Origin of the sequence: Pseudoalteromonas sp. UBA2102 (assembly GCF_002331165.1) — a bacterium.
Taxonomy (GTDB): domain Bacteria; phylum Pseudomonadota; class Gammaproteobacteria; order Enterobacterales; family Alteromonadaceae; genus Pseudoalteromonas; species Pseudoalteromonas atlantica.
Genome location: NZ_DCYU01000073.1, coordinates 33,362 through 50,544 on the forward strand (window position 1 = coordinate 33,362; position 17,183 = coordinate 50,544).

14 protein-coding genes are annotated in these 17,183 nt (G+C 40.4%); 10 read left to right on the top strand and 4 right to left on the bottom strand.

From position 1 onward, the window contains the following. Nucleotides 1-3 precede the first annotated feature (3 nt). Complete coding sequence (gene mraZ, locus B2R65_RS10135) at nucleotides 4-462, bottom strand: division/cell wall cluster transcriptional repressor MraZ (RefSeq protein ID WP_004589407.1); 459 nt, start codon at nucleotides 460-462, stop codon at nucleotides 4-6. 769 nt (nucleotides 463-1,231) lie between these two features. Here mraZ and B2R65_RS10140 point away from each other — a divergent pair. From B2R65_RS10140 to B2R65_RS10150, 3 genes are read left to right on the top strand one after another with little or no spacing between them, the layout of a single operon-like run. Continuing rightward, nucleotides 1,232-1,570 carry a hypothetical protein gene (locus B2R65_RS10140; RefSeq protein ID WP_004589131.1) on the top strand — a complete coding sequence of 113 codons (339 nt, stop codon included), beginning with the start codon at nucleotides 1,232-1,234 and terminating at the stop codon, nucleotides 1,568-1,570. A 6-nt stretch (nucleotides 1,571-1,576) separates the two neighbouring features. Next, nucleotides 1,577-2,023: a threonine/serine exporter family protein gene (locus B2R65_RS10145; protein WP_004589130.1), complete on the top strand. Its 447-nt coding sequence runs from the start codon at nucleotides 1,577-1,579 to the stop codon at nucleotides 2,021-2,023. 10 nt (nucleotides 2,024-2,033) lie between these two features. Then, nucleotides 2,034-2,276, top strand: coding sequence for a hypothetical protein (locus B2R65_RS10150; protein WP_004589129.1), 243 nt, complete (start codon nucleotides 2,034-2,036; stop codon nucleotides 2,274-2,276). A 70-nt stretch (nucleotides 2,277-2,346) separates the two neighbouring features. Here the strand turns inward: B2R65_RS10150 and B2R65_RS10155 are convergent, their stop codons facing one another. Next, the gene (locus tag B2R65_RS10155) at nucleotides 2,347-3,327 is read right to left on the bottom strand and encodes a glutathione S-transferase family protein (protein WP_286742299.1); all 981 of its coding nucleotides are present in this window, start codon (nucleotides 3,325-3,327) and stop codon (nucleotides 2,347-2,349) included. 21 nt (nucleotides 3,328-3,348) lie between these two features. Continuing rightward, on the bottom strand, nucleotides 3,349-4,191 hold the full coding sequence (locus B2R65_RS10160; protein WP_029774067.1) for a pirin family protein: 843 nt from the start codon (nucleotides 4,189-4,191) through the stop codon (nucleotides 3,349-3,351). Between the two features lie 346 nt (nucleotides 4,192-4,537). On the opposite strand from B2R65_RS10160, the gene B2R65_RS10165 reads away from it, so the two are divergent. Further along, nucleotides 4,538-7,558, top strand: a complete 3,021-nt coding sequence (locus B2R65_RS10165) for a bifunctional diguanylate cyclase/phosphodiesterase (protein ID WP_273587164.1) — start codon at nucleotides 4,538-4,540, stop codon at nucleotides 7,556-7,558. A 73-nt stretch (nucleotides 7,559-7,631) separates the two neighbouring features. Beyond that, nucleotides 7,632-8,522, top strand: a complete 891-nt coding sequence (locus tag B2R65_RS10170; RefSeq protein ID WP_004589125.1) for a LysR family transcriptional regulator — start codon at nucleotides 7,632-7,634, stop codon at nucleotides 8,520-8,522. On the opposite strand, the gene B2R65_RS10175 is transcribed toward B2R65_RS10170, so the two are convergent. Next, nucleotides 8,519-9,481: a YihY/virulence factor BrkB family protein gene (locus B2R65_RS10175; protein ID WP_004589124.1), complete on the bottom strand. Its 963-nt coding sequence runs from the start codon at nucleotides 9,479-9,481 to the stop codon at nucleotides 8,519-8,521. The genes B2R65_RS10170 and B2R65_RS10175 overlap by 4 nt on opposite strands. A gap of 131 nt (nucleotides 9,482-9,612) precedes the next feature. On the opposite strand from B2R65_RS10175, the gene B2R65_RS10180 reads away from it, so the two are divergent. The 5 genes from B2R65_RS10180 to B2R65_RS10200 all read left to right on the top strand — a co-directional run bounded on the left by B2R65_RS10180 (nucleotide 9,613) and on the right by B2R65_RS10200 (nucleotide 17,176). Beyond that, nucleotides 9,613-10,683, top strand: coding sequence for a mechanosensitive ion channel family protein (locus B2R65_RS10180; protein ID WP_286742347.1), 1,071 nt, complete (start codon nucleotides 9,613-9,615; stop codon nucleotides 10,681-10,683). 521 nt (nucleotides 10,684-11,204) lie between these two features. After that, nucleotides 11,205-12,476: a dicarboxylate/amino acid:cation symporter gene (locus B2R65_RS10185; RefSeq protein ID WP_004589122.1), complete on the top strand. Its 1,272-nt coding sequence runs from the start codon at nucleotides 11,205-11,207 to the stop codon at nucleotides 12,474-12,476. Between the two features lie 33 nt (nucleotides 12,477-12,509). Beyond that, nucleotides 12,510-13,571: a putative porin gene (locus tag B2R65_RS10190; protein WP_286742304.1), complete on the top strand. Its 1,062-nt coding sequence runs from the start codon at nucleotides 12,510-12,512 to the stop codon at nucleotides 13,569-13,571. Nucleotides 13,572-14,063: 492 nt separating this feature from the next. Next, a complete protein-coding gene (locus tag B2R65_RS10195) occupies nucleotides 14,064-15,770 on the top strand; it encodes a transporter substrate-binding domain-containing protein (protein WP_286742306.1) in 1,707 nt (568 codons plus the stop codon). After that, entirely contained in the window at nucleotides 15,767-17,176 is a 1,410-nt protein-coding gene (locus tag B2R65_RS10200) for a sigma-54-dependent transcriptional regulator (RefSeq protein WP_286742308.1), read from the top strand. Before B2R65_RS10195 ends, B2R65_RS10200 begins: the two co-directional genes overlap by 4 nt. The last annotated feature ends 7 nt before the right edge of the window (nucleotides 17,177-17,183 follow it).

Below are 17,183 nucleotides of genomic sequence, written 5' to 3' on the forward strand. Positions count from 1 at the left end.
CCGTTAGAGTGTGAAATTATCTAAATCTTGGTTTGCTTCAAAATCGCCGAGCCTCTCCAGCTCAGTGTCTTGGCGCATTTGTTCGTGCCAACGCGCTTCATCCCAAATTTCAAATTTATTCATTAAACCAACTAGCATGATCTTTTTGCCAAGTTCTGCGTGGCTACGCAATGAAGGCGCCAGCAAAATTCGACCATTTTTATCAAGTTGATACTCTGTGGCATTACCTAACAACATACGTTGCATTCGGCGAGCGCGTGGATTCATATTAGAGATTTTAGATAAGCGGCTTTCTATTTCTTGCCACTGTGCAAGAGGATACAACCATAAACACGGCTCGTTTAGCGCAATGGTACATATTACCGTTCCTTGATCTTCAGACAGCAAAGCGTCTCGGTACTTAGTCGGTACCGCAAAACGTCCTTTATCATCCAAGCTCAGTGAACTAGCGCCACGAAACATAAAAAGCCTACTTTTAAATTGTGTAATCGAGTTTCGATTAATTTGATCCAGTTAGATCCACTAAAAACCACTTTTTACCACAGTGCTCCAGTTTAGGGCTTGACAAGCCTTTTTGTCAAGTAAGCTGACCAGCTTTAACGTCTCGCTAAGCTAGAAAAAATAAGGCTTTACGCAAAGCGATTGAATTACGTGGGAAAAAGTGGAGGTAGTAGATAAAATTTTTTTAAAGCGTTGCTAATAACGTTTGGTTTACATAATTTGCTTACTGAATAATCAATGAATAATTACAAAAAAATGAATCTAGGGCCTGTTGACCTTTAAGGATTATAATTTGTTCAATCTAGGGGGTATTTAATCGCGGCGTGAGGTTTGTAACCTAGTGGGCTAAGTAAAAACCGAGTAACAAAGAGTAAATGCCCCCTAGGCAGAACCCTTCGGGCAGCGCCTGTTTGACATTTATACGTCGTTATCGCCTATTTATGGGGAATAACCACACTACATAGGCTCTACCTTGCCTAAATCCCAAACAGACTGCTGCAAATTAAATCTCGAAAGGTAAACAGGCCCTAGGTTTATAGGCATGTAAAATTTACTTAGCACAGCAGCAATACTTACTTCATGCTGCTTTTTATTTAATCTAACGCACCCTACCTTAAATATATAAAAACAATAAAATCAAGTGGTTAAATTATTTTTAATGGTTGGTTTAATCGTTGCATCTGCTATAGCACCAGTTAAATTTTTTTATTTTATTTATTAAGGATTGATTATGGCTACTGCAACAAATACAAAACCGAATACTGAAACAAACATGAAACCTGATCTTAAACAAAAAGAGAGTGAGGCACCGTTGACTGAAAAAGCAACGTCTGTAGCACACGATGCAGTAGATGCACTTTCAAGCAAGGCATCAGTTGCTGAGTCAAGCGTACGTAAAGGCGCTTCAAGCTCTGCAGAAGCACTAAGCGAAAAACAACTTATTGCTCGTGAAAAACTAACTGAGTGCAGCGCAAAAACGCGTGCTTTTGCCTCAGAAAATCCGCTAGCAACAGCGGGGATTGCTTTTGCGGCGGGTATGCTTGTAACGTCACTATTTCGTCGTAAGTAATAAACAATGAGTAGCTCACAAACAACAGCAACCACGGACGGTAATGCTCAAAATCAAACAACTGATGACCCTAGCCAAAAGGATGATTGGCAGGATCATATAGCAAAGATCATTGAATACTCTGACCAGCTCAAGGAGGATTATAAAACGCAAGGAAAGCTTACCCACCAACTTGCAAAGGCTGAGTGGAAGCTGTCGTTACGATCAATGGCGTTGATCACTATATTTTTAGGATGTTTTGCCAGTGGTTTGATTTTGTTGTGGGCCGGCTTACTAGGTGCAATTGGCTACGGTGTATATGATTTATTTGGCTCGGTTTGGCTTAGCTTTGCTACTGCTGCACTCGCGCAAATAATTTGTTTAATTTGGCTTTGGCGAAATACCGTATACCTAAGCAATAAAATTGGCTTTAGTAAAACGATTAAAAGTTTAAAGCAACTTTTAAATCTATAAGGAAATAACCATGCTCGTTAATTTTCTAATTAAAGAACCCAATGAGAACGTTGACACGTTAAATAAGCAAATGGATTTACAGCATGCATTAAAGCGCCAGCACCATGCAGCAATAAAGTACCGCTTTAAGCGCTTTGCAGCCACCAAGGTAGGATTGGCATCAGCCTTTTTAGCCGGAGCAACGGTTCAAGCTGGCAAAAGCGAAACGAGCTTTGTGCGAAAATACGGCTGGCTGGTAAAGTTATTTGCATAGCAGCAATTGCATTTATAAAAGCTTTTTTAAAAGTGCAATTGCCGCTTACTTTAATGCCTTCTAATACCTCTTAGCCCAACTTGTCTCTATTATGATTTTGGCTAAAGTTTAACGCCGGCCCTTTTGGAATAATTTGCGTTGGGTTGATCATCGTGTGGCTAAAATAGTAATGTCGCTTAATATGCTCAAGGTTAACCGTACTGGCTACTCCCTCTATTTGGTATAACTCACGTACATAGTTACTCAGCGCTGGGTAGCTTTCAATGGTGCGTAAATTACACTTAAAATGCCCTACATACACGCTATCGAACCGAATGAGTGTGGTAAATAAACGCCAATCTGCTTCAGTTAATGTGCTCCCCATCAGGTAACGATTTTTACTTAGTATGCCTTCTACTTTATCAAGTGCTTTAAATAACGCAGTAAATGCATCTTCGTATGCTGTTTGTGTGGTTGCAAAACCCGCTTTATATACCCCATTATTAATATTGGTATAAACAAGGTTGTTAATTTCGTCAATATCAGCTTGTAGTGATTGTGGGTAATAGTCATCCGTATTATTCGTAATTTCATTAAATGCGGTATTGAACATACGAATAATATCTGCAGATTCATTACTAACAATTTTATTTTGCTGCTTATCCCAAAGCACAGGCACAGTTACTCGCCCACTGTAATTTTTATCGTGCTTGGTATAAATTTGATGTAAGTATTCACTATTAAATAAATCATCGCCGCTACTGAGGTTATCTTTATCAAAGCTCCACCCCTTATCTAACATATCTGGACTGACTACCGATACGCTAATAATATCGCTTAGGCCTTTTAGCTGTCTGAATATAAGTGTGCGATGCGCCCACGGGCACGCTAAGGCAACATATAAGTGGTAGCGATTTGCTTGCGCTTTAAACCCACCACTTCCTGTAGGTCCAGGGCTGCCATCTTTTGTGATCCAATTACGAAGCTGCGCTGCTTCGCGTTTAAATTTACCATTATTCGAGTCGGTGTCGTACCATTTGTCTTGCCATTGGCCATCAACTAATAAACCCATAATAACCTCCTCAATTAACTATTAAATGTTGCCAAATTCACCGTTTTGATAATCACGCACCGCTTGTTTAATTTCCTCTTGCGTGGTCATTACAAATGGGCCCATATGTGCAATAGGTTGCTCAAGTGGGTTACCCGCTAAAATAAGTATCCCCGCCCCCTTTTGTGAAGATATATCAATGTCACTGTTTTCACTTAATATAAGCAACTTGCCAGCATTAAATGTTTGCTCGTCACCTGTAATAAGCTCACCTGTATGAACATAGATCATCACTTTACGTTGTTTAAGCCCTGCTAACTGCATGCGTGTATTAACGGGGAGAGTAACATTGGCCAGTGCAGCATTGGCCGCTAAGCTTTGCAAACTCGACGTTAACGTACAATCTTCAAACTGCCAATTACCCGCAAGAGCTTTAAAGCTCACGCCGTGCTTGTTAGTGACTTCAGGCGCTGGATTTTGTGTAGTATCTTGATAACGTGGCGCACGCATTTTTTCGCCACTGGGCATATTGATCCAAATTTGAAAGCCATGCAGCCCCTCTTTTGCATCTGTCAGTGGCATTTCACTGTGCATTACGCCTCTACCTGTACTCATCCATTGTACATCGCCAGATCGGATCGCTTTTTTGTTGCCCATTTGATCTTGGTGTTCAAAGCCACCTTTAATAATGTACGTAAAGGTTTCAATGCCGCGATGAGGGTGCGGTGGAAAGCCACCAATATAGTCACTTTCATTGTTAGACTTTAGCTCATCAATCATTAAAAAAGGGTCGAGATATTTGCCATCAAAACCAGGTATTCGACTTATGTTTACACCATCACCATCTTGGGTCGCGTAAGCAGTTAACACTTTTGCTATGTTCATATTTAAAATACTGTAGTAGATTAATTAATGAGCTTATTAAAGCATTCATAAAACAATACGACTATGTCTTTAAATCGAGCAAAACGTTCTATTTTTTAGAAAATTGAGTGTTTATTTTGATAATTCGTTTATTTGGCATAATAAGCTTCATGATTAAAAAACACAGACTTAAGCTGATTTCTAATAACTTTTTAGTGCAACCCTATATTTTGTATGGTTATTTTTGGCTTTTATGTCTACAATCACTTTTTAGGGACGCAGAGCTTAAGGAAAACTTATTTTTACTTCATCGCTTAAAAGCCAGCTTTACAGGTTACTCATCCTACTTAGCATTCCCGGTGCCGCTGTGACGGTATTTACGCTATGGTATGAGCGTGATGCTGCTATAGAAAAAAGTGAAGAAAGAATAGTAAACATCGCTAAGCACTTGACACAACATCAAAAAACAATGGTTGATGATGTTAAACGTATTACTATTTATTTAGCCGATAAAACAGCAAAAAATGAAACACTCCCCACAACCTGCCCTAATTACTTTTACGAAATAAAAGCCCTTTATAAGAATATTGCAAATATAGGTATTGTTGATAAAAATGGCGACCTACAGTGCGTGACAAATGGTCGTAGTAAAAATATTAATATTAGCGATCGTACTTATTTTCAAAATGCCATTAGTAATAAAAGTTTTTCGGTAGGGTATTTTCAATACGACCGAAGTATTCAAGCGCAAAGTGTCAATTTTGCCTACCCAATTATAGATAGTAATAACCAATTAAAAGGCACACTAGTTACCGTTATTGCATTGAATTGGTGGAATATCGCCTTAAGCGAAGCAAAATTACCTAACAATGCCAAGGCCGTTATTGCCGACTCTAACGGCTTAATACTGGCCAACTACCCTAATCAACCACGTAATTTAGGCCAAAAAATTACCGACATAGATTTACTTCACGATAAAAGCTCGTTAACCGTGTTTAAAAATGCAGAAGGCGAAAACCAGGTTTTTCATCGCTCAGTTATATACAAAGACGGCCATGATAATAATTTAGATATTTATATAGCCGTTTCGGTTGAAGACTTTATTAATACAGTTAATAAAAACTTTGCTAAAACCATTTTTGCGTTTTTATCGGCTATTGCCCTGTTGGTGTTGCTAGCTAGGCGCTTAATTAAACAAAGTATATTTAAGCCTATCGCTAATTTAACCAAAGCCACAGATGAACTGGCAAATGGCACTATGCCCAAACATATTAAAAAGCCCAACAGCCCAGAGCTGCGCGCGCTTTATGACCGTTTTGCTGTTATGGCACAAACCCGGCTATCTGCAGAGGCTAAATTAAAAAATAAGCACAACGAGTTAATGAGCTTATTAAATGCTTTACCCGATACCTACATACGTATAAATGCCCAAGGAAAAATCCTTTATATTGGCGGCTATATTAGCCCTGTGCTAAATGTTGAGACAGGCAAAGCTTTAAAATTAGTTGATGTACTCTCTGAGGCCAACGCAGAGTTACTGCTTTCTCATTTAGGTACTTTAGAGGGTTCACAAACCATTGAGTTTACATTGTTTAAAAAATCTAAAGAGCACTTTTTTGAGGCAAGAATCAATGCACTCACTAATAATGAATACATTATTGTTCTTAGAGATATAAGCCAGAAAAAGGTCAACGAAAAAGCTCTTCATTTAGCGTCGCTTGTTTACAGTAATAGTAGTGAAGGGATGATGATTACAGACCCCGACGGCATTATTTATGACGTAAACCCTGCGTTTTGCGAAACAACCCAATACAGCAAAGAAGAAGCGATAGGTAAAACCAGTCGGATTTTAGCATCTGGCAAACACTCAAAAGCTTTTTATGAAAAAATGTGGGCAGAGCTCAGAGAAACTGGCCGTTGGCAGGGTGAGATAATTAATCGTAAAAAAAATGGCGACACCTATACCGAGTTTCTGATCATAGATACCGTTTACGATGATAAAAACATGCCTACTCGCCGGGTGGCCATTTTTACCGACCTAACAGAAAAAAAACAAGCCGATGAAACCATATGGCGAAAAACTCACTTCGACCACTTAACTGATTTACCAAATAGGCTTGAGCTTAAAGAGCGTTTAAATAAGCGTTTTGAAGAAGTAACAGGCGACAAATGCGAACTTGTTGTGATGCTGCTCGATATTGATCACTTTAAAGATATTAATGACACGTTAGGCCATCATTATGGCGATAATCTACTTAAGTTAGTTTCTCAACGGATAATTCAAGCTGCAATAAACGCCAGTTTTGTCGCGCGTATTGGCGGTGATGAGTTTGTGATTGTATACGACCATGTTAAAAGCAGTCGCCATATAAACCAAATTGCCAGCAATATATTGCAAAGCCTTTCATCAAGTATACAGCTTGAAGACGAGGAGCTATTTATTAGCGCTAGTATGGGCATTGCATGCGCACCTAGCGATGGCCAAAGTACAGAGCTGCTATTAAAAGCTGCTGACCAAGCCATGTATAAAGCTAAAAATAACGGCCGTAATGGGTTTGAGTTTTTTTCAAAAGATATGCGTATTCATGCGCAAGCGCGTATGCAGCTATTAAAAGATTTACGCTCCGCCATAGAGCTTGAACAATTTGAGCTATTTTATCAGCCTATTGTGGCATTAAACGATTTGCACATTCATAAAGCCGAAGGGCTTATTCGCTGGCACCACCCTAAAAAGGGGTTAGTCTCGCCAGCGACGTTTATACCGCTTGCTGAGGAAACTAGGCAAATAAATGCGCTGGGCCAATTTGTATTTACGCAAGCAATACACACCCTAAAAGAAATAAACACCACCATGGGGGAGCAATTTCAAATTAGTATAAATGTCTCTCCTGTGCAGTTATCAACAATCGATAGCGGAATTGACGATTGGTGTGAGATTTTAAAAGCAGCCAAACTACCCGCCTCCTCTATTGTGGCCGAGATCACAGAAGGCCTTATGGTAAACCCAGAGCCACTAACTCAAAGTCGCTTAAAAACATTAGTTCAGTCAGGTGTACAATTAGCGCTAGATGACTTTGGCACCGGCTATTCATCGCTCGCGTACCTGCAAGAAATGGATACCGATTACCTAAAAATAGATAAACGCTTTATTGATAATATTAAAGCAGGGAGCCAGGAGCTTGCTTTATGTGAAGCCATTATTGTAATGGCCCACCAGCTTGGCCTAAAAGTTATTGCCGAAGGAATTGAAACGCAGCAACAAATGCAGCTACTACTAAAAGCAGGATGCGACTACGGGCAAGGTTATTTGTTTTCAAGGCCAGTGCCTAAAAAAGAGTTTATGACGTTGCTGAGCAGCAAAAAAATGGTAATTGCCAATAATAAATAAGTAGTTACGCAATAAATAGAGTGCCTACACGGTCAGGTAGTTTAATCAATAGTAAGTAGTAACAAGGTTTAAAATGGCAAAGGCAACACTCGAGCAGTGGAGAATGTTTAAAGCTGTTGTAGAGCATGGTGGATTTGCCGGTGCTAGCAGCGCGGTATTTAAAAGCCAATCAACCGTGCACCATGCAGTGCAAAAGTTAGAGTCGGCACTGCAAGTAAAATTGCTTGAAGTAAAAGGCCGTAAAGCGTATTTAACCGAAAACGGTAAGCTTATATTGCGCCGCGCCGAATTTTTAATAGATGAAGCCAGCAAAATAGAATCGGTTGCTAATACATTAAGCGAAGGTATTGAAAGCACATTAAAAATAGCGGTAGATGAAGTGTTTCCGCAGCATTTATTGTACCAAGCGCTAAGCCATATTAATGAGCAATACCCACTGGTAAAAATAGAACTGATAGAAAGCGTACTTAATGGCGCAAACGAATTACTTACCAATGCAGTGGTCGACTTAGCAATTACTTCTATTGCGCTTTATGGCATTAATTGCCATAGTTTGTGCGATATAGAATTTATTGCCGTTGCGCACCCTGATCACCCCTTACACCAGCGCACTGAACCACTGACCTACAGAGAGCTTAAATTACACAGGCAAATAGTTGTTCGCGATTCGGCCACCCACACCAGCCACGACGACGGCTGGCTTGGGGCAGATATGCGCTGGACAGTAAGTCACTTACGTAACTCTATTGATATGGTTAGCCAAAACTTTGGTTATGCATGGCTGCCTAGTGCACAAATTAAACCTTATCTTAAAAACAACACACTTAAGCCCCTTAATTTAGAGCAAGGTACAACCCGCTCCTTAAAGCTTTATTTAATGTGCACCGACAATGACCGTTTAGGCCCCGTTGGCCAAGCATTTACTCAGCATCTCATAAGCTTGTGCAATAATGAGCCCGGCTAAGAGTTTGTCGGCTCATCTACATCAAGGTGATCAGCAACATAGGCGCCGCGTTTACCGCGTTCTTTAGCGGGGCCTTTGGTACTATCTTTCGCTGTTTGTTGTTCGGTTGCCGCATTTATTACCGCCCCAAGCGTAATAATATAGGCACTTATATAGAGCCACATTAGCATAATCACTACCCCGCCTAACGAACCATACGTTTCGTTGTAGCTTGCAAAGTGAGACACATAAAACGAAAAACCAATTGAGGCTAAAATCCATAATACAGTCGCAATACACGAGCCAAGTGTGATCCAGCGCCATTTAGCGGGTTTTCTGTGTGGTGCATAGCGATACAAAAGCACCAATGCAAAATTAAACATAAAGGCGAGTAATGGCCACGATATTAACTTTATAAGTAAGTCTATACTTTCTTTTAAGCCCACTAAATTAAGTACTATGGGTAAAATACCTATAATTAGCAAAGCAAAAATAGCCACTAAAATAGCCCCTACCGAAAATAAAAAACGTACTAACTGAGCATGAAAAAAAGAGCGTTTTTCGTATTCATGATAACTAATGTTACAGGCAGTAATAAGCGCTTGGCTGCCTTTAGAGCTACTCCAAATAGTAAGAATAAGTGTACCAATTGCACTTAAGCTTAAACTGGCGTTTGAGGTTTGAGCCAAGCTCGAGACCTGAGATAAAATTAAATCGCTCGTGCTTTGCGGTAATAAGGTAACTATTTTACTTAAGTGTTCACTAATATCGGTGGGCGATGAAAAGTACGCATACACAGAAACCATTGCAGCAATAGCAGGAAAAATAGCAAGTAAGGCATAAAACGCAACGCCCGCTGCAACCAGCGATAAGTTGTCTTGGCTCATTTGCTTAAAAATACGTTTGGCTATGTCCCACCAACCAATAACCGGAATGTGCACTGGCTGCTCGGCATGTTGTCCCCGTTTAGGTTTGCTCATTGTTTGCTCCTTTTTAGCCTATTATCGAGCAAAAAGTTTGCCAAGCTGTGCTTTTGGCATTGGTATTAAACTTGCTGCTTGCTAGATTATTTAAAATACCAAGGTAATACGCCATGAACAGCCTTATAACTATGCTAATTGCAGTGAACACCACGGCTGTGAATACCTTAAACACCCCAGAAAGCGTGCTCAGTTGGCAGTATTTATACGCCCAAAGTTTGCAATTACTTCACGCAACAGCGCAAATATTACCCACTCTTTTATTAGGTTTTATACTTTTAACTATTAGCTACTTTGTCGCCAGTCCTTTGTCTAAGCTGTTAGTAAAACCGCTCATTTATATGACCGACAGTAAACTTGTGCACTTAGTGGCCAAGCGCGGGATTAGCATTTTAATTTTATTGCTGGGCGTGTATTTATTTTTACGTTTAGCAGGACTTACCGAATTTGCTATTGCCATTATGAGCGGTACCGGATTAATAGGCTTAATATTGGGCTTTGCCTTTAGAGACATAGCAGAGAACTTTATTGCTAGCTTGCTGTTGAGCGTTCAACGGCCATTTAAAATAGACGATGTAATAGAAGTCGATGGCCGCTTAGGTGTGGTTAAAAAAGTCACCGCTCGCGCAACCACCTTAGTTGATTACGATGGCAACCATATACAAATACCTAACGCCACGGTTTATAAAAATACCATTAAAAACCTAACTGCAAATCCAAAAATGCGTGCCAAGGTGGTGATTGGCATAGGTTACGATAACGATATTCGTTACTGCCAAACACTCGCCCTTGAAATTGCAAACAAGCAAACGGGTGTGATTACTGAGCCACCAGCACAAGTGCTGATAAATAATTTAGGCAGCTCAACAATTAACTTTAATCTGTTTTTTTGGGTTAACAGCGAACAACATAGTCCGTTAAAAGTGGCCTCGCAGTTAATGCGTGAGCTAGTAACCGAGTTTACTGCGCAAAACATCAGTATGCCAGATGATGCCCGCGAGCGTATTTTACTCAGTGCACCTGATGAGAGTGATACACAAAAGCCCACCAATAAAGCTGAGCAACCTTTAACTGCTCAGCAAAGCTCTAAGCAGCTGCAGCAGCAAAATGAAACGGTTGATGATGTAAGTAGTGATACCGACGAAATTCGTGATCAAGCCGAAAAATCACGGGATCCTGAACAGGGTAAAAATATTATCTAAGCTAAACGTATAAGAAAAAATAAAACCACATACAGCCAATTTACAACTTAATAATGTTTTAAACCCTAAAAAATCAAAAAATATGATTAATTAATGCATTAAATATAACTTTTGTTATATCAATAATAAAAGTTATACACCTGTCAACTCATTGATTTTAAATGAGTTATTTACAAACTATCATTTAAGCCGCCTTTAACCCGCCTTTCATTATTAATAATTATTCAAAAAGTTATATTAACAAACCACCAACTAAAAACAATAAAATCAATAACATTCAATACGTTATTAACAAAACCGTGCTTGGCATTATTAATGCAATAACAATAATCTAACAACTTTAGAGCTTAATTATGCACGTGTACAAACAACCCCTATCGAAAAAGGCTAACGAAAGCTTGTCCATATCATTGCAAGCCCCTTGTGCGGCCTGTGCACGTGCCGGTGCAATATACGCGTTAACGCCCTAAGCAAAAATTAAATAGCTCCCACTAAATATTATAAATAATTGGAATAACACTATGACCAGTACAACAAGTATTAATAACAACGAGCCTAAAAAAATGGCGCTCTGGCTAAAAATACTCATAGGTATGATAGCGGGTATTATTGCCGGCATGCTGTTAGGCAATAATGCTGAATATATAAAACCAATTGGCCAGCTATTTATTAGCGCCATTAAAATGTTAATTGTACCGCTTATATTTTGCTCATTAATTGTTGGTGTTACCTCAATGAAAGACACCACTAAAATGGGGCGTATTGGTGTTAAGTCAATCGTATTTTATTTAGCCACCACCGCAGTAGCTATTTCGATTGGTTTGGGTCTTGGGTTGTTGTTTGAACCTGGCGCAGGCTTGAATATGGTTGCAACCACAGTGGCTGATGCTAAACCAAGCCCTACCTTAGTAGACACCATTGTAGGTTTAGTACCAAAAAACCCAGTGGGCTCATTAGCCTCAGGTAATATTTTACAAATTATAGTGTTTGCGTTGAGCTTAGGCATTGCTTTAAACCTAATTGGTGAAAAAGGCGAACCCGCTAGCAAAATGTTTGAAAGCCTAGCCGATGCAATGTACAAGTTAACTGAGCTTGTAATGAAGCTGGCACCATACGGTGTATTTGCATTAATGGCTTGGGTATCTGGCAAGTACGGACTGGATGTTTTACTGCCACTTATAAAAGTAATTGGCTTAGTGTACCTAGGCTGTATTATTCACGTTTTAGTGTTGGGTGGCGGCTTTGTAGGCTTACTAGGCAAGCTTAATCCACAGCGTTTTTATAAAGGTATTATTGAAGCGCAAATTATTGCTTTTACCACCACAAGTAGCTCAGGTACTTTACCTGCCAGCATTAAATGCGCCACCCAAAACTTAGGTGTATCGCGTACTGTATCAAGCTTTGTACTGCCTGTAGGCGCCACTATTAACATGGATGGCACCGCTTTATACCAAGGCGTATTAGCACTGTTTATTGCCCAAGCCTTTGGTATTGACCTCACCACAACAGATTACTTAACCATTATAGCTACAGCTACTTTAGCCTCTGTAGGCACCGCTGGTGTACCCGGTGCAGGCCTTATTATGCTTTCGCTAGTACTGACCACCGTTGGCTTACCACTTGAAGGCATTGCAATAGTTGCCGGTATTGACCGAATTTTAGATATGGCGCGCACCACGATAAACGTAACTGGCGATTTAATGGTTACTTTATTAATTGGCAAAAGCGAAGGCGAGCTTGACGAAACCCTTTACAACCAAGACAACACAGCGGCTCAACCCGCTAAGCAATAACCCTCGATTTAGTAATTTTATAGAGAACAAACCATGACTAGTAAACTTATATATTTACCCGTTGCATTAGGTGTTATTGCCTTAGCTAAACCTGCCCACGCAGATATTACAATTGAAGGTTTAAATGGCCTTGAAGCCGTTAAGCTATTTGGCGATATGCGTATGCGCTTTGAGCGCACCGAAGGCGATACAATTGACTCAACAAGCCGCGCCCGTTTGCGTGCCCGATTTGGTATTAAATACGCGGCTACCGATAACTGGTCAGCGCAAATGCGCTTTAGAACAACCTCAAGCCAACACGATTCAACCCATCAAACCTTTGGTATCACCGATACCAGCGATAACGATGACTTTGGTTTAGACCGCGCCTTTATGAAGTACACAGGGCTTAGTAACACCCAAATATATATTGGTAAAGCGGCACCCGTTTATATGCATTCATCAGAGCTGCTTTTTCGTGACGATATAGCGCTAGAAGGTGTACAAGCTAACTGGAGTAACAATACGTTTAGCGTTAATGCGGGGCATATTATTCTTGAAGAAAACGTCGATAATGGCGAAGGCAAGCGCGATGCTAGCTGGCAACAGCTACAAGGTGTTTATGCTACAAGTTTTAATAACATTAACGTTAAAGCCGGTATTGGCGGAATTTTTGTTAGCGCCTCAGATACGGCCTATGCCAGTGCTGAGTCGGGCCTTGATGATGACCAAGCAGGCAACGTAATGACCTACAACCTTGATGTACGTTATGGCGCAGTGCGCTTTGCAGCCGATTACTACACAAGTGAAGCCGACAGCGAAAATACAGCGTTTACTGTACATGCTCGTTATCAAATTAATAAGCAGTTTGGCCTGCGTTTTTACGTGCTACGTACCGAAGCCTATGCATTGCCTATGAACGGCGCGTTTACGCAAACTAATACTCCGGGTTCTTATACCAATATTAAAGGCACACGCGTACAGCTAGATTACAAAATTGCAGAGAACCTAAATGCCGATTTAAGGTGGTTTAGCGTGGATAATATTAATAACGATATACCCACTAACAACAATGGCCGCGATCGCATTCAAGTAAACCTAAACATGAAGTTTTAGTACTAAGGCATGTTGACCAATCGTGATTAAAATTACAGTAGTGAGTTTAGTATTTAGCAAAAGCGATTATTAAGCCCACTCGCTTAAAAGCCAAGCGCCTTGCTTAGACTGCCCTAGCTTGAAAACGTTAATCTACACAGGTCAACATTCTCTAAATAGGCCCAACCAATAAAAGCGATTTAATAGCCGATATTAAATCGCTTTTATTTTATTAAACAGCCTTAAAAAGACATAACTGCCTTACAAAAAACCTTAATTAACAATTAATTTATTCTTATTTAGTTTAAAGTATAAATAGATAAGACTTAAAACCATGATAAATTCGTTAGTACCTAATTTATATAAAATTAAAATACAGACTATAGTCCCCTGCTGCCAACTAAAAACAACCTTTTTGCGGCTGTAAAAGGAACATAAACGCCATTTTATTTGTACTGTTTAGACAATTTACTAACGCACTACCACAACTAAAAAATGCAGAGGTTTACTCACTTGTTTATTAAACAAAACGCTTGGTTTTATGTATTAAAAATAGCGCTACTAAGCCTACTGGGTATTAATAGCCTAAACTGCATTGCACAAGCTAATTTATCGCAGCCTAAACAAATTATAGTGGGCGGAGATTTTAACTACCCCCCTTATGAGTTTATTAACGAAGATGGTGAACTTACAGGTTACAACGTAGAACTTAGCCAAGAAATTGCCGCTGTAATGGGGCTTAATATAAAAATAAAGCTAATGCCCTGGGCCGAAATAAGAGCCGAGTTTGACCGTGGAAATGTGGATATTTTACAAGGTATGGCCGCCACACCCGAGCGCACCGATCTGTATAACTTTAGCCCACACACGTTTGTTAACCACTCTATATTTGCGCGCGACAATAGCCCTAAAATAGCGCACTACAGCGAGCTTGAAAACTACCGCGTTATTGTACAAAGCAATGGCTCGGCATTTGATATGCTTAACCACTCAGGCTTAAACATTACCCTTATACCGGTTGAAACCCATGCCGATGCCCTGCGCTTGCTTGCCTCTGGCCGCTATGACTTTGCAGTGGTTTCAAACTTACCCGGTTTATATTTAAGTAAAAAATTGGGGCTATCAAACATTACTGCTATTTCTAGCCTAGAAAGAAACCGGCTTTATGGCTATGCCACTAAAACCGCAGATGAAGCGCTGTTATCGCAATTTACTCAAGGCTTAGCTATTTTAAAAAACACCGGCCGCCAGCAAGAAATTTACGACAAATGGTTTGGCCCGTTAAACGTATCACCTTGGTCAAAAGCCGGCGTAATAGCGGGTATATGTGTAGTGGTGCTGCTACTAATTAGTACCGTGGTGATAATTTGGAACAAAGCCCTGCGCAAAAAAGTAGAAAGCCGCACCAAAGAGCTACAAGCGCAGCAGTTACAGCTACTTCATGCAGATAAAATGGCCTCACTGGGGGTACTGGTTTCGGGAGTAGCTCACGAAATAAATAACCCTTGTAGCATTTTAACGTTAAATTTTCCGTTTATAAAAGAAGCCTTTGAAGATGCAACAGACATACTTGATGAGCATCAAGCACGCCAAGGCGACTTTCTTGTTGCCGGTGTAAGCTATCAGCGCTTTAAACATATGCTGCCAGAAATTTTAGACGATATGCACATTGCCAGTAACAAGGTAAAAGGCATAGTAGAGGATTTAAAAAGCTTTGCCGTAAAAGGTGAAGCATCGCACGAGAAAACTGAGCAGCTAGATTTAAACCTACTAACAAACCGCTCTATTCGCTTAGTCACAAATCAAATTAAAAACTCGACAAACCACTTAGAGGTTAACTTAGCCAACTCACTGCCTGCGTTTCAAGGCAGCGGCAGCCGCATCGAGCAAGTAATCGTTAATTTAATTTTAAATGCCTGCCAAGCGCTTGAAGACAAATCGCAAAAAATTATTATCACCAGCTATTTCCATACTAAACACAATCAGGTTGTGCTGAGCATTGAAGATCAAGGCGTAGGCATTGATCAACAGCAGTTAATTAAGCTCACCGACCCGTTTTATACCACCAAACGACAATCTGGCGGCACTGGCTTAGGGCTTTCTGTATCAGCGGGGATCGTGGCAGATCACCAAGGCCAACTCACCTTTAAATCAACCCTCGGTAAAGGCACAAAAGTAAAGCTATCACTACCCTTATTACAACACGAGAGTGAACTATGAATACTAATTTATATCCTAGTTTTGAGGTCCTCATTTGTGATGACGACAACAGCTTTTTACGAAGCATATCGTTTGCAATAGAGCGCTACTGCGGCATTAACAACATTGTACAATGTAATGATAGCCGCGATGTAATTGCCAAACTAAACCAAGGGAATGTTCGCGTTGTATTGCTTGATTTAAACATGCCACATATCAGTGGCGATGAGCTTATAGCGCAAATTACAGAGCTTTTTCCACATATTTCGGTGGTGATCATCAGCGGCATTAACCAAGTAGAAGCCGCTGTAAAATGTATAAAATTAGGTGCTTATGGTTATCATGTAAAAACAGAAGATCCCGAACGCCTAAGCAATAGCATAATGCAGGTGGTGCGTTTTCAAGAGCTAAACTTAGAAAACCAAGCCATGCGCGGCTATCTGCTAGAAAACCAAACAAGCCTGCACCCTGCGTTTTCTAAAATTATTAGTGTGGATCATCAAATGCATTCGGTGTTTAATTACATTGAGTCTATATCAAATAGCCAACAACCTATTCTTATTACCGGAGAAAGCGGCGTAGGAAAGGAGCTTATAGCCAGAGCCATTCACGAAACCAGTAGCTGCAGTGGCGAGCTTGTGTGTGTAAACGTAGCCGGCCTTGACGATAACTTATTTTCGGATACCTTATTTGGCCATAAAAAAGGCGCTTTTACAGGCGCTGAGCAAGCCCGCAAAGGCATGATAGAACGCGCATCAGGCGGGATACTATTTCTTGATGAAATTGGCGATTTAAACCTGGCCTCGCAAGTAAAGCTATTAAGGCTTTTGCAAGAAGGCGAATATTACCCAGTAGGCAGCGATACCCCAAAGCGCATCAACGCGCGCATTGCAGCCACCCACCAAAATTTACTCACTAAAAAAGAAAATGGCGAATTTAGAAACGACTTATACTATCGTTTAAAAATTCATCATGTAAATATTCCGCCGCTTAGGGAGCGCAAGCAAGATATAGCCTTATTACTAGAGCACTTTTTAACGCTTGCCGCACAAGAATTTAATAAACCGGTGGCAAGTATTCCAAAAGAATTATTAATTTTACTCGAAAACTACGCTTTCCCAGGCAATATAAGAGAGCTGCGCGCCATGGCCTTTGATGCAATGAGCACCCACCAAAGTGGCCCACTGTCTATGAAAGCGTTTGAAAGCGTACGCAGCGCCGTGCCTAAATTAGATATGCAAGCCCAGCTTGCAAAGCCCTTATTTGAGTCAACATCAACACTACCCACTTTAAAACAAGCTGCAGAATTACTGGTGGCAGAAGCTATGAAACGTAGCAACTCAAATCAATCAATGGCAGCGCAACTACTCGGTATATCGCAGCCAGCACTCAGTAAGCGACTTAAAAAAGGACAGCCTGAGCCTTAAAAAAAAA

Excerpts from the sequence above, each read along its gene's own strand:
- B2R65_RS10140 (WP_004589131.1), top strand. The coding sequence starts at position 1,232 with ATGGCTACTGCAACAAATACAAAACCGAATACTGAAACAAACATGAAA.
- B2R65_RS10175 (WP_004589124.1), bottom strand. The coding sequence starts at position 9,481 with ATGAGCAAACCTAAACGGGGACAACATGCCGAGCAGCCAGTGCACATT.
- B2R65_RS10200 (WP_286742308.1), top strand. The coding sequence starts at position 15,767 with ATGAATACTAATTTATATCCTAGTTTTGAGGTCCTCATTTGTGATGAC.
- B2R65_RS10190 (WP_286742304.1), top strand. The coding sequence starts at position 12,510 with ATGACTAGTAAACTTATATATTTACCCGTTGCATTAGGTGTTATTGCC.
- B2R65_RS10160 (WP_029774067.1), bottom strand. The coding sequence starts at position 4,191 with ATGAACATAGCAAAAGTGTTAACTGCTTACGCGACCCAAGATGGTGAT.
- B2R65_RS10170 (WP_004589125.1), top strand. The coding sequence starts at position 7,632 with ATGGCAAAGGCAACACTCGAGCAGTGGAGAATGTTTAAAGCTGTTGTA.
- mraZ (WP_004589407.1), bottom strand. The coding sequence starts at position 462 with ATGTTTCGTGGCGCTAGTTCACTGAGCTTGGATGATAAAGGACGTTTT.
- B2R65_RS10145 (WP_004589130.1), top strand. The coding sequence starts at position 1,577 with ATGAGTAGCTCACAAACAACAGCAACCACGGACGGTAATGCTCAAAAT.
- B2R65_RS10155 (WP_286742299.1), bottom strand. The coding sequence starts at position 3,327 with ATGGGTTTATTAGTTGATGGCCAATGGCAAGACAAATGGTACGACACC.
- B2R65_RS10185 (WP_004589122.1), top strand. The coding sequence starts at position 11,205 with ATGACCAGTACAACAAGTATTAATAACAACGAGCCTAAAAAAATGGCG.
- B2R65_RS10180 (WP_286742347.1), top strand. The coding sequence starts at position 9,613 with ATGCTAATTGCAGTGAACACCACGGCTGTGAATACCTTAAACACCCCA.
- B2R65_RS10150 (WP_004589129.1), top strand. The coding sequence starts at position 2,034 with ATGCTCGTTAATTTTCTAATTAAAGAACCCAATGAGAACGTTGACACG.